The organism is Alteromonas abrolhosensis (assembly GCF_001953635.1).
Lineage (GTDB): Bacteria > Pseudomonadota > Gammaproteobacteria > Enterobacterales > Alteromonadaceae > Alteromonas > Alteromonas abrolhosensis.
Window position 1 is genome coordinate 324,609 of record NZ_MEJH01000002.1, and the last position, 13,833, is coordinate 338,441.

The window sequence follows — 13,833 nt, forward strand, 5'->3', positions numbered from 1 at the left end:
GTGAGTTTTTACTGTTCTAAGTAGGATTAGTTCGACAAGTATGAGCATTAAATAAAATCCTATAGTGATTACCAAAGGGCTTGAACCGAACTCTTTTTAGCTGAGGATAGGTAGTGCCATTGTTGCAACTTAAAAACTAGCCACTTTACTTTCCTTACCCTTTTGATTTTCGCTTCTATAAGCTGATGGCGTTGAATTAAAGTGCTTGTTGAAAACAGAATACATATATTGGAGTGAGGGATAACCGCATTTTTCGGCAATGTCATTAATTGACATCTCTGATTCGGCGAGTAGCTTACACGCGCGAACAAGTTTCTCGTTATGAATTGCTGTATGAACACTGTAGCCATGTTCTTGTTGAAAACGGTTTTCGAGATTAGACCTGGAAATACCTACGAAGTCTGTTACCTGATCAACCTTGATACCTTTAGTGGCAAACTGTCGTATAAAGTGAACGGCTTGAATTACATAAGGGTCAGACAATGCTTTAAATTCTGTCGATTGACGTGCTTCAACGCCTACTGGACCCACTAATACCTGACTTTCAGGCACCTTTTTACCTTCTAACCGCTTGTGAAGAAGTTTCGCGGCTTTGTACCCCATTTCGAAACAACCTTGTGTCACTGAACTCAAGCTAATCCGGCTTAGGTTTCTTGCTAAGTCGTCATTATCAATGCCAATAATTGATACTCTTTCAGGAACCTCTACCCCTAAGTGATCACATGCTTGGAGTAGGTGCCGTGCTCGGGCATCGTTTACCGCAATAATCCCTATAGGCTTTGGCAGATTCTCTATCCAATCGCTTAATTGCTTAAACGTGGAATGCCATGTTTTACGGTTTGTGGCATGGCCTTTATAAATTTGGTAGCTATATTCTTCTTTACTTGCCAACTTCGCGAATGCGCGCTCACGCTCGATAACCCACCGATGATGTTCATCGAGGGGTACGCTATACATCGCAAAACGTTTTAATCCTTTCTCTTTTAGGTGTTTAAACGCAGATTCAACCAGCGCGAAATTGTCTGATGCCACGTAAGGAATATTCGGGTATTGTTCTAGGTCAGAATAGGAGCATCCTACACCGATAACCGGTTCAGATATGTTGTCTACAATTTTCTTGATTTCTAGGTCATCATAGTTAGCTATTAATCCATCACAGCGCCATTCACTAACATCATCACCGTGAAACCTAAAGTCCTCTTCTAAAAAGACGTCCCAATCGACTTTAGTGGTATGCAGGTAGTGTCCGATACCCTCTAGAATTTGTCGATCATACACGTTATTAGCATTAAAAAGCAGCGAAATGCTGTGTTTTGATTCATACATACTCGGACCTGAACCTGTTAATCGACCAAATGTAGTATTACTTGATACTCTGAATTTGAATACATTTCAAGCCTAGTTGAAAGCCGTAATCTCGTTAAAAATGCAAAACGAGAACAAGTATCTTAAAAAACATAATTGTTAATAATAGCGGCAAGTTGCAACATGATGATAACAAATTTTTATTACACTTATTCCACTTTTCTTTTCTATATGTAAGTAGACGCAGTAAATGAATGCACAAACCAATTCCATATCTATCACAGAAAAAATAGGCTATAGCCTCGGTGACTTAGGCGCCAACCTTATATTTCAAACACTGATGACTTTTCTGGCTTTTTTTTACACAGATGTTTATAAAATCCCGCCGGCCACGGCTGCAACAATAATTTTTGTTGGCGGCATGATAGGTGCTTTTTTTAATCCTGTGATGGGTGTGATAGCAGACCGTACTCATACACGCTGGGGCAAGTTTAGGCCATGGATACTATGGACTTCAGTTCCTTTAGGTATAATCTCCTTACTTGCCTTTAGTACACCCGCGTTGAGTGACCAAGGAAAGTTAATATACGCTTTTACCACATATGTATTGTTGGTCGTGATTTATTCTGCGAACAACCTTCCGTATTCAGCCCTAAGCGGCGTGTTGACTGGCAACATGAAAGATCGAAACAGTCTATCGGCCTACCGTTTCGTCGCGGTAATGATTGCTCAATTTATTATTCAGGTTTTGTTGCTACCTCTTGTGTTGATTTTAGGAGACGGGGATAAAGCAGCAGGCTTTCAAAATACCATAATGATATTTTCTGTTGTGGGTATTATTTTCTTTCTGATTACTTTTATAACTACGAAAGAAAGAGTGATCCCTTCACCAGGAATGTCTTCGAGTATCAAGGATGACATAACAGATTTGATGGGCAATCGGCCTTGGTTAATTATTCTTTGCGTCACTATTTTAGTTTTCGTCACGCTTGCTTTAAAAGGCGGTATGTATATCTATTATTTCGAGAATTATTTAAGTGCAGCTCACATTCAAATATTCCTAAATGATATTCAATTCAACGCGTCTATAAATGCACTCAACAAAATACTCGTTAATGCTGGCCTGACCGAATTTCGCTGGCCTGAAGATGCGGCGACATCTGGCTTTAGTTTGTTTAATGCTGGCGGCATTATTTTTATGATTGTTGGGATAGGGTTTTGCAAACCTTTAGCTGATAAATTTGGCAAAAGAGATGTATTTGGATGCGCTCTATTTGTCTCAACACTTTTTATACTCGCTTTCTACATTATACCTCCTACAGAAATAGGTTGGGTGTTTTTGAGTCAAATTATGCATGGCTTCTTTTATGGCATTACGATCCCCTTACTTTGGGCAATGGTGGCGGATGTTGCGGACTATTCAGAGTGGAAAAATAACCGTAGAGCCACCGCGATTATATTTTCCGCAATGATATTTGGGCTTAAATCTGGCCTAAGCATAGGGGGAGCGTTAGTCGCGGGCATACTGGCTACCTATGGATATGATGCAGAATTGTCATCGCAAACCGTAGCCGCGGTTGAAGGAATTAAATTATCGGTGAGTGTCTATGCTGCTATACCTTTTTTACTTTGTGTTATTGCTGTGCTGTTCTTGTATAGCATAGACAAGAGTAAAGAGACTCAAATTGAAAAGGAATTAATGGTAAGGCGGGCTGTGAAGGTAGAGCTTTAAGGAGTATAAAATGCCAGAGAAACAATATGAAAATGAGATCGAAACATATAAAGAGTCTGCGATATCCAAGCCTCTTGTAGAGCACATCTACACCGCAGACCCTTCTGCACACGTATTTGAAGGAAAAATTTACATTTATCCCTCTCACGATATTGAAGCGGGAATACCTTTTAACGACAATGGCGATCACTTTGCTATGTGCGACTATCATGTACTTTCCATGGACTCGCTAACATCACCGGTGCAAGATCATGGTGTAGCATTGCACGTGGATAATGTGAAATGGGCAGAGCGCCAAATGTGGGCACCAGATGCCGCGACTAAAAATGGTAAATATTTTCTTTATTTTCCTGCGAAGAAAAGCGATGGAATCTTTCAAATTGGCGTTGCTGTAAGCAATACTCCTCATGGTCCATTCATGGCACAGCCTGAACCTATCGGCGGAAGTTATTCTATTGACCCAGCCGTGTTTGAAGACGACGACGGAACACATTACATGTATTTCGGTGGTATATGGGGTGGACAACTGCAGAACTATAGAGATAACAAGTACAACGCTTCTTTTGCAGAACCCCAAGACGGCGAGCCTGCGCTTGGTCCAATAGTGGCCAAGATGAGCGGTGACATGCTGGAATTTGACCATACGCCCAGAGAGATACTGATTGTAGACGAAGGTGGCAAACCTTTATTAGCGGGTGACCATGAGCGTCGCTTCTTTGAGGCATCGTGGATGCACAAACATAAAGGGAAGTATTACTTCTCCTATTCGACAGGTAATACCCACTATCTTTGCTATGCAATTGGCGATAGTCCTTACGGGCCATTCGTTTATGCTGGACGAATTCTTGAGCCCGTGGTCGGTTGGACAACGCACCATTCAATTTGTGAGTTTGAAGGTAAACACTATTTGTTTTACCACGATAGTACACTCTCGGGTGGCGTAACTCATTTGCGTTCCGTTAAGGTGGCACCGATAGAATATGACGATGATGGAAAAATTATAACGCTCTCCCCTTACGGCGATGTACGCGTCGAGTAATGTAGAAGAAAAGTAGGGTTAAAGCGGCATTCAACCGAAAGCGGTTTAACATATTACAAGTGTAATGCCTTTAAAGAGGTTTCGTTAAAACCTCTTCGTGAGAGCTAGTGTATCGTCCATATCACATTGTACGTTTTCGCCTTATGTTTTAAGGCTTTATACGTCGGTCTGTTAAGGCGATACACTAATTTTATTAAAAGTTCACTACCGACAGTTCGCTCTCTTCAGGCATCAGAATGATATGTGTTCAACGAGCTCTCGTGTCTCCTCATAGTTACCTCCTCCACACTAAGCCCTGTCAATTAATCTTGGATAAATTACAAATTGGCCCCGAGAAATTTATCAAGAAAAAGGAAATGCGCTGGACCGAAAAGCCGGCCAGCACACCGATATTCATATTCATAAAGCCAGAGGACTTCAAATATCATTAGTGTCCGTAGCAGGCTAGCCACCCGCTCCTAGTCACTCGATAAAAACACTCTGCTCTGGGCCAAGATAACTCGGTTTTAAGCGACCTGTGTCCACAATTATTTTTTGAATCACTACACCAGGGTCAATGGCGTAGATCTTTAGGGTTTTCGCTCCGGGTGTCTTTAAAGTATGGTGACTTATCGCATAGCGAACGCCCTTTTTAACTGAATCCTGCCATGCTTTGTCACTGTTATCCTCTAGAATATCGATGATCTGAGGAGGCTCTTCACCCAGTGAAATTGCGTAGCGCAGTCCCCGATCAGGAACAAAGTTTAGACTTGGCGCTACAATTGTTTGAATGCTTATGTCGCCGCTGCTAAACAGATGAAGGTCGTATTCAATGACTGGCGAAGCAGTTAAATCTTCTACAAATGTTTCATCGATAGGCATTGATACTGCCATAGATGAGCGGGTGCGGCCATGTAGTGGAATTTCGTACCATAAGCCGCTATCGGTGCTGTGCCGTCGTTGTGTATTGGCTGCCTCTATTGAGATATATCCGTCAGCTTCCACAAAACCTTTGATACTTTCTTGTTGTCGTTTAATTGCCGATATACTGATTTTTGCTTCACCCCAAGCTGCTCCTGAGATCACAATATGACCGGCATGGTGGCCTATCGTTAAATTTTCCCAATCTATACTGACTAATACGCGTTTATCATCTTTTACTTTTCCTTCTTGCTGGCTTAGACGTATCCAAGGAGCAGAGACCTCTGCGGTAAAATCAAAGGGAACAGTACCTTTGTTATATATTTCAATGTAGCGTTGGGATTGGCCGAAAGATTCGAACGTTAGTTTCATATTGCTATTATGAGGCCATGATGTACCGCTATCCTGTGGCCAAGCTGCGGCACTGCCTTCAATAGACACGCCCATATCAGACACAGCATTTGGTTTGTTGATATGTAACACCGGCATGGTGTCTTCTGGTGGGTTGTTCCAGTTGGTATAACCAATATGGGGTTGAGACATAAAATGGTTCCAGCGCCCATTATTTAGCTCGTGGTACCTTCTTTCTAGAGCAGCATCTTGTGCAAACCACTTTCGCGCTTTTAGGGCATAATCATTCGCACTCGCACGTTCTTGCAGGGCGTACAGTCTGTTTTTCGCAAGGTTGTGGTTTAATTCGTAGACAATGCGCACAGCTTTAATTGGATGAAGGACAAGCTGAAAAAAGGCATCTTGATAGGATGTTTGTAAGTCTTGGTAAATCGATTCTGCCTTTAGCTCTAGTGCAGCAAGTTCTTCAGAAATACGGTGAGCTTCGTCGTATACATATATACTATATGTAGAGGGCGCAACAAGCTCAGGTTTACGCCTGCCATTATGGCGCGTATAACCTTCAACGATATCTGCAATTTCCTTTGCGTGTTTTTTACCAAATTGTTGGCTAGCCCAATTTAATCCAAAGTTTGCAAGCGCTTCGGTATCCATAAGTGTTGGATCCCACGCCATGTTCAAAAAGAAATCAATTGGATACTCCATGGGTTTCAGGTCCCCCACATTGGTTATCCATATTTCTCGTGCTTCGAATTGATAAGCCAACTGCATCTGTTCCCATATTTTGGCGATAGGAACGGTATTAATCCAGCGATAGGAACGCGGCCCCCCCACATAGTCAAAATGATAATATACGCCAGCTCCACCTTTTCGTTGGCGCTCTTCTGGTGTAGGTAAACGTCGAATATTGCCCCAGTTATCATCAGCCCATAGGAGTGTGACATCGTCGGGCACTCGCATTCCATTTTCATAATAGCCTTGAACTTCTTTATAAAGGGTCCACACCTGTGGTATGTCAGACACATCCTTTTCAGTAAAAACATCGGATAATATCTTTCTTTGGTCGGTGACCACCTTTTCTAAAAGTGCGATATTTTGAGTTTCACTCATCGGCGTGTCTTCTTGGCCACGCATACCTAATGTGAACACACTATCGAAACTTTTATGACGTTTTGCTCCTTCCGTCCAAAACTGATATAGATTGTCTTGATTTACCGCATAATCCCATTTTCCCTCCCCGAACCTGTTCCATTCTTTATCTGCCCGCATCATCGGTTCATGATGGGAGGTGCTCATTACAATGCCCATATCATGTGCCAGTTGAGCATTCATTGGATCGTCAACGCTAAACGCATTGTTCCACATAGCTGGCCAGAGAAAGTTGGCTTTTAAACGTAGGAGTAGTTCGAATACATGCTGGTAAAATTCATTGTTGTAGTTGCCAAATTTGTCTTTCACGTACCCCGTTAACGCAGGTGCTTCGTCATTTAAAAAAATGCCCCGGTACTTTACTTTTGGCTGGTCTATGATCTGAGTTTTATGATGTATATAGATATTATTATGAGTGCTGACGGGAACATCGGCCCACCAATACCAAGGTGAAACGCCAAGTTGCCGTGCGAGTTCGTAAATGCCATAAATCGTCCCCCTGCGGTCACTACCGGCGATCACTAACGCTTGTGCTATGTTTGGCATGGGGGAGGGAATTACCTCAATATGATATGCCTCCCATTCACCCCTAATACGCGAGAAGTCGACTTTCCCTTGCCGTTCAAGCATTTGTAATTCGGGGCTGTTATCCAATGTCCCGATAATGACAACAGCCGATTGTTTAACTTGTGGCTCGGCGATAGATGGACTATTTCCTGTTACTTTCTTAATGTCACCTTTGAGCTGTTCAATCGCCATGATTACGCCTTTAGGTTCACCATTGTCGAAGATCAGTGGAGCTGGCTGGCCATCGACTGCGAAAGGTAAATCACCGCTATCGCGCTCAAAGTGCACAAATGACTCAGCTGCAATTACTGGACTATTTATCCCTACCCAGAACACGATCAATAAAGCAAATGTTCGTATCAAATCAGTCATGTTTCCTCCGAAAGCTGCCCACCTAACTTGGACATTAATTTACTCACACCTCTAAGATGCTCGCGCAATCTTAAGGCAGGCGAGTATGTTAATTTTTTGTTTTTTTTGAGTTTCCTCTTATAAAACTTTGTAAAACTAAGCCCAAGACAATAAAAAACGGTTAAAAGGAGGGGGTAAGAGTGAGGTTTAGGACAATAGTACACACTGTATAAAGTGATAATGACCAGGTTACACGCAAGCCAAATGCACTTGTTAAATCTGCATGTTTTCTTCCATGCAGAATTTAACAGTTACGTGTTTCCTATAAGCAAAGGCTAATGCCTGGTACTAATCCAAATTAAAACGAAATGGAGCGGCAGGTAGCCCATCTTTGTTATATAGATTCGCGGCTGGGTTGTCTGCCCAAGCATAACGGACGGCCGAAGGGTGCTTTACATCGGGGTGCCAAACCTGAACACGCTCCCCCTTAATCTCTGCTTTTGCCCAGTGAAACACTCCACTTTCATCCGCGATTTCAAACCCTGTCAAATTAGTACCCGAAGTGAACAAGCCACCACCTTGATACTTAAAGTTAATCCACACATGGCTTCCTTTTAGAGTTACCTTTGTTGCCATAGGGCCACTGTACACAATATCTTTACCATAAACTTTATGGAGCGCATTTTTAGCGAGTCGCTCACCAACAGATTCTTTATCTAAAGGATGTATATCATTCCATTCACCTACGTCGATGGCCACCGCCATGCCCGTGTTGGGCAAAGACAATGCGGATGCTTGCTGTTCTCTTAACTCAGCCCAACCGCTTTGGGCTGGCGTTGACAAACGCGGGTTAAAGTTAGCCAACTGAACAAATAAAAATGGTAGCGTGGGGTTGTTCCATTTATTTCGCCAGTCTTCAATCATGGTTTTAAACATATCACCATAATTATCTGGATTAGCTGTATTTGACTCCCCCTGATACCAAATAACTCCTTTGATTGGTAAAGACGTTAGTGGGTTGAGCATGGCGTTGAACAGGCCCATGGGTTTGTATTGAATGAAGGTGGTTTGCTGAAGATGTTCATGGACAACGCCAAGTTTGTAGTGCCATTCTCCGTTTAAATCTACGCGAGTTTCACCTGCGCCAATCCAGTATTCCTTGTCAGAAACGAACCCGCTGTGGCCCCTATGACTTTCTAAGCGAATAGTAATAGTATTGCTTCCAGGTTTAAGCACGTCAGCGGGCACCGTGTAACGGCGGGGAGGATACTTATAGGTAGTTTGCCCCACTTTGGTACCATTTACATAAGTAGTGTCCGCATCGACAAGTGCTCCAAGCACAAGTGTCGCTTGTTCACCTACAAGGTGATGAGGCCACTGAAAGCGTTTTCTGAACCAATGCACGCCATTAATAGGCTTTTGCTCCGCGTCGGTTAGAAAACCAGGCACCGAAAATAAAGTCCAGTCACTTTCGTCAATGTTGTTTGACCACCAATAGGGCGATACATTACCTTTATCGTGAGTTGATATGTAATCTTCCCATTGTCGTTGTCGCTCAGCATCTTGGGATATAATTGAGTTAATGACATTATCATTTTGGAAGTACTTCGCTTCTTTCAAATCCTCGGGAAATGAGGCTAATGCATCTTCACTCATCCACGACTGTATTGGCGTTCCCCCCACTGCACTTAGAACAATACCTACTGGTACATTCACATCGTCCTGAATTGCGCGTGCAAAGAAAAAACTAACGGCTGAAAACGATTCTCGCTCTATAAGTTTATCGGCCGATTTCCATTGTGCGTCCTTTACTTCGATATTTGGCTGCTTGAAATTGTACTGCATAGGTACACTAAACTCGCGGATCAACGGTCTGCTTTCATTTGCTACAATGTCCGGAAACTTTTCCTTTATTCTGGCTAGCGGTAACACCATGTTAGATTGCCCAGACGCCAGCCACAGGTCCCCAAAATATACGTCTTTGACTTCAACAGTATTGTTGCCAACAAATCTCAGGGTATGAGGTCCGCCCGCAGGTTGTTTGGGTAGTGAGGTGCGCCAAATGCCGTCTTCTTTGTCAGCTTTTGTAACAGCCAATGTTTCACCATTTAGGAAAATGGTTACTTTTTCCTCAGGGCTAGACCATCCCCAAAGAGAAACTGGTATATCGCGCTGAAGTACGGCGTGGTCGGACAGCACTGAGGGAAGCTTTACCTCAGCGTGGGCCCAACGGCTACTGAATATGAGTAATATTATGGTGCACCTAAACACTACTTGTTTCATCCGATACTCCTTTCATTCTAATGCTACTTATTAGCAGTAAACTATCCGAGAAATAAAAAACCAAAAATTGTAAATGCAATACCGTTTTTTGTTATGAAAATGTTACTGACAATTCTCTATTCTCCACTATAACCAAACGTCACGTTTGGCCTTATTACGTTATTACTAAGTTAAATTTCGTTTTTTAGTAATGACGGAGTGCCCCCCAATAAATAAATTAGGAATATAGCTATGTTGGTTTATCGAAGTATTTTATTAAGCTTATTAATGCTCTATTTGCCCGCTGTGAACGCAGCAATTCTTGAAAACGGCGATTTCTCAACGTGTAATTTTGCAGGATGGGAACGAGATACAGATGGCGCTGGCATTATAGCGTCGGGAAATGACTTTTCCATAAATGGCACCGCCCCCAGTTGTGAGGCTGTAATTAGTGTTGACTACACAGATACAGAAGCCTTTTTTGCAAACACATTATTTCAGTTTTTAGATTTCAGATCAGCGGGAAGTGGACCACTCACTCTGAGCATGGATATTGAGGTAAATAGTGAATTATCAGACATCGATAATAGCTTTATTGCCGATTATTTTGTTATTAGCTTTTTTGATGGCATCAATTTTTATAGTAATACGGGCTCTACCGGGAGCCTTTTTGAAGCCGATATTAACGGCTTGACCAGTTACACTCTTTCTTTTCTGCTTGAGCCATCGCTTACATCAATCTCGAATTTGTCCCTAGATTTTCAGCTTCTGTTAGGTGCAGATGATGATGGTTTTACCGATTTAGGTGGTTCTACTCTTCGAATAGATAACGTATCCATTACTGAAAACAGTGTGCCGGTTCCAGCGCCTAGTGGAGTAATACTTATGATGATTAGTTTGGCTGCTTTAGGCGCGCGAACGTCGCGAGCAAAGCAGTTATGTTGGCAGAGGAGCTAGTACAATGAAAAAATTTTTACTGAAACTAATTATAGTTACTTCTTTAACTTGGCTAGCTTCACCCGTTTTCGCCGACTGGACTGATATTGAAGAAATATCGATTAGCAAATCTCGACCTTTATTTGACAGAACGAACAGAGTCTACGTTGTTAATGTACAAATACAAAATGATAGTGATGAGGACATTCAAGGCCCTCTAAGAATGCTTGTTAAAAACGCTACCATTGGGGTGACGGGCGAGGATGGTCTAAGCGAAAGTGGTGCGCCATATTTTGTAGTTAGTGAAGCATCATTACCTGCTGGTCAAAGCGTCTCGGTTAAAACGACGTTTGAACCGAATCGAGCGAGGCTCGCCTTTGATGCTGTTATTCAAAAGGCAGATCCTAACGTTGCAATTTATGCAGAGGCAGAGGGCGGGAGTGCCGGCACGCTACTGTTTAAAGGTAACGCCTTTAGTGTTATTGAGGGCGACCCTAGTTTCGTGACCATCAATGAAACAGACACTAATGCGCCAACCGATGATGCTCGTGTTATCGAACTTGAAGTCGCATTCCCTGATGCCGGAGAATATACGCTATATGCGAGAGTGCGTGTTGGCCCAAATACAGTTGAAGACGACAGCTTCTTTCTCCCTACTGAGTTTGGTAGAAATAATGGCTGGGAAACGCTTAATAATATTACAGGATTTGTGGTGCCTGGAGAGCCGGGCTATGAAGCGAACAGTTTAGTTATCTCGGGAGGTTCAGCCGCAGGCAACGTGTGGAAATGGACACGGATAGCAGGCCCGACCTATACGGTACCTGATAATAGCTTAGATCAGGTGTTTCGATTTGCTGGTCGCGAAGATGGTTTAGCCATTGATAAGTTTGCATTTGCCAAAGAAGATCTTCTGTTCACTATAGAAGCTTTAGAAAATGGCCGTGCTGGTAACCTTATTGAACCGCCTCCACCTTTCGTTCCCGCTGGACCTCCACTTGCTACAGGGCAAGAGAAATTCCTCGGGGGAGTTTGCTGTGGACGACAGCGACCTAACTTCGAAGCTTACTGGAATCAGGTTACGCCCGAAAATGCAGGCAAATGGGGATCAGTGGAAGGTACCAGAGATGTAATGAACTGGGCTGAGCTTGATGAAGCCTATGAGCTCGCCAAAGCCAACAACTTCCCTTATAAGCATCACGTTCTCGTATGGGGGAATCAACAGCCTGAATGGATAACAGATTTGCCTGCAGAGGAACAACTTGAAGAAATTCTGGAATGGTTTAATGCCGTAAACGCAAGATATGAAGCTATCGACTTTATTGAGGTGGTAAATGAATTTGATAATGATCCGCCAAATCTGGCCAATGATGGCCCAGGCTATATTGATGCGTTGCGTTTATTTGATCCGCAAACCACTTCGGAATTAATTAGCCAATTTGAAAATAATGGCTTATCAACGCCCGAAGCCACAAATAAGGCCGCTAAGTTCGACTGGATCATCAATGCATTCCAGATGGCACGAAATATTTTCCCTTCAACTACCCGCTTGATGTTTAATGAGTATAATTTAATCAACTCTGCCTCTCGTACTGACCTTGCTATTGAATTAGCGAAGTTACTTCAAGCACGTGGACTACTTGATGACTTTGGCTTTCAAGGCCATGCTTTTTCTACAACTGGTCCTAACGAAGCTATGTTAGAAAATCTCGATAGAATCGCGTCAGAAACAGGATTAGATGTTTACGTTACTGAGCTTGATATCGATGGCCCGACCGAGCTTATTCAATTACTGGATTATCAAAGAATATTCCCCCTATTTTGGGAACATCCGGCAGTTAAAGGGATAACTATGTGGGGGTATTTACCGGGTCACTGGCGCGAAAATCAAGGTGCTATATTAGCATTGGAAAACGGTTCGGAAAAACCTGCTCTGAAGTGGTTACGCAGTTACATGCGAGGCCTCTCTCCTACCATCACAAATCCGGGTCTGCTGGAGGTTAGCGCAGATGCACCAATCGGGACCTCTGTTATAGTACTTGAGTCTAAAACATTTGACGGCGTGGTTAACACCGAAGGTGAACCCGTCACTTGGTCAATCTTAGGTGGCTCGGGTGAGGGGGAATTCACTATCGACAGTGAAACGGGTGAAATTACCACTACTGAAAATTTACGTTCTGCATTGAGAAATCTTTACGTACAAGTTGAGCAGGACGGCTACACCAGCTTGGTCTTGGATCTACAAATCTTCATTCCAGGTGACGACTTAGAGCCCGTTGTGATTGAGTACGATTTTCTGAATGATGTTCAAGGCTGGCGCGGTGATTATGGTACTGGAGCGTCTGTAGATTATGATGAGGCGGCACAGGCGGCTGTAATGATACCAGACTGGGCCGGTAACGCGAATGAGCAGGTGTATATTCGCGAGATAGCATTAACTGACCTAACCGATGCAACCGTGGACTATTCCGTAACGGTTTCTCAAACGCTTGCGGACGCAGGTCTAACGATTCAAGGCTTTATCCAAACCGGAGCGCCAAACTATACGCGTATGTATGGTGAGGCGTTTACGCCAGTGGCGGGCGAGAATACGTTCAGAATAAGCCCGCTGGATAATGGTAATGGTGACATTGAAATTATTGAACGAATAGGTTTTCAACTTAACGGGCCTTTAACCGGGGCGTTAGACGAAAACGTATTGTTAAATAATGTGATTGTTACTATTCCTGTAACGGTTCCGGCGAGTAATGTAGTTGAATATGATTTTGAAGAAACTGTTGAAGGCTGGCAAGGCGAATACGGCACAACTGCAAATGTGGTGCACAACGCGCTGCGCGAATCGGCTGAATTACTTCCAAACGGTTCAAGTGCTTCACATAACTATATAGTCCAGTTTTCCCCTACTGATTATACAGGTGCAAGTCTAAAATATACGGTTACAGTAACCGAGGAGCAGGCCAACAATGGATTGACTGTGCAGGGCTATGTTCAGACAGGAGCGCCTAGTTACACACGACTGTACGGAAATATTCAAAATGTGGTGCCAGGTGAAAACGTCTTTACTTTCACTCCCGTTGACAATGGTAATGGCGACATCGCAAACGTTGAAAGGATAGCATTTCAAATTAATGGATCGTTTTCAGGCGCAAGTGAGGATACTGTGTTGCTTGATAACGTGCTAGTGACATTTCCTTAAAGAATGATGTAGCCCCGGCTACTAGAAAAAGTAAACCCCTCTGACAAA

The 13,833-nt window shown here is 43.1% G+C and carries 7 protein-coding genes; 4 read left to right on the top strand and 3 right to left on the bottom strand.

Going from position 1 to position 13,833, the window contains the following annotated elements; genetic code table 11:
* Positions 1-129: 129 nt before the first annotated feature.
* The gene (locus BGK61_RS01370; protein WP_014951344.1) at positions 130-1,326 is read right to left on the bottom strand and encodes a XylR family transcriptional regulator; all 1,197 of its coding nucleotides are present in this window, start codon (positions 1,324-1,326) and stop codon (positions 130-132) included.
* A gap of 229 nt (positions 1,327-1,555) precedes the next feature.
* On the opposite strand from BGK61_RS01370, the gene BGK61_RS01375 reads away from it, so the two are divergent.
* A complete protein-coding gene (locus BGK61_RS01375; protein WP_014951345.1) occupies positions 1,556-3,037 on the top strand; it encodes an MFS transporter in 1,482 nt (493 codons plus the stop codon).
* Between the two features lie 10 nt (positions 3,038-3,047).
* On the top strand, positions 3,048-4,076 hold the full coding sequence (locus BGK61_RS01380) for a glycoside hydrolase family 43 protein (protein ID WP_014951346.1): 1,029 nt from the start codon (positions 3,048-3,050) through the stop codon (positions 4,074-4,076).
* Positions 4,077-4,538: 462 nt separating this feature from the next.
* On the opposite strand, the gene BGK61_RS01390 is transcribed toward BGK61_RS01380, so the two are convergent.
* Positions 4,539-7,415, bottom strand: coding sequence for a glycosyl hydrolase 115 family protein (locus BGK61_RS01390; protein ID WP_076012275.1), 2,877 nt, complete (start codon positions 7,413-7,415; stop codon positions 4,539-4,541).
* Positions 7,416-7,742: 327 nt separating this feature from the next.
* Positions 7,743-9,677, bottom strand: coding sequence for a sialate O-acetylesterase (locus BGK61_RS01395; RefSeq protein WP_014951349.1), 1,935 nt, complete (start codon positions 9,675-9,677; stop codon positions 7,743-7,745).
* Positions 9,678-9,908: 231 nt separating this feature from the next.
* On the opposite strand from BGK61_RS01395, the gene BGK61_RS19495 reads away from it, so the two are divergent.
* Positions 9,909-10,613, top strand: coding sequence for a hypothetical protein (locus tag BGK61_RS19495; protein ID WP_076012276.1), 705 nt, complete (start codon positions 9,909-9,911; stop codon positions 10,611-10,613).
* A gap of 4 nt (positions 10,614-10,617) precedes the next feature.
* The gene (locus tag BGK61_RS01405; RefSeq protein ID WP_076012277.1) at positions 10,618-13,785 is read left to right on the top strand and encodes an endo-1,4-beta-xylanase; all 3,168 of its coding nucleotides are present in this window, start codon (positions 10,618-10,620) and stop codon (positions 13,783-13,785) included.
* The last annotated feature ends 48 nt before the right edge of the window (positions 13,786-13,833 follow it).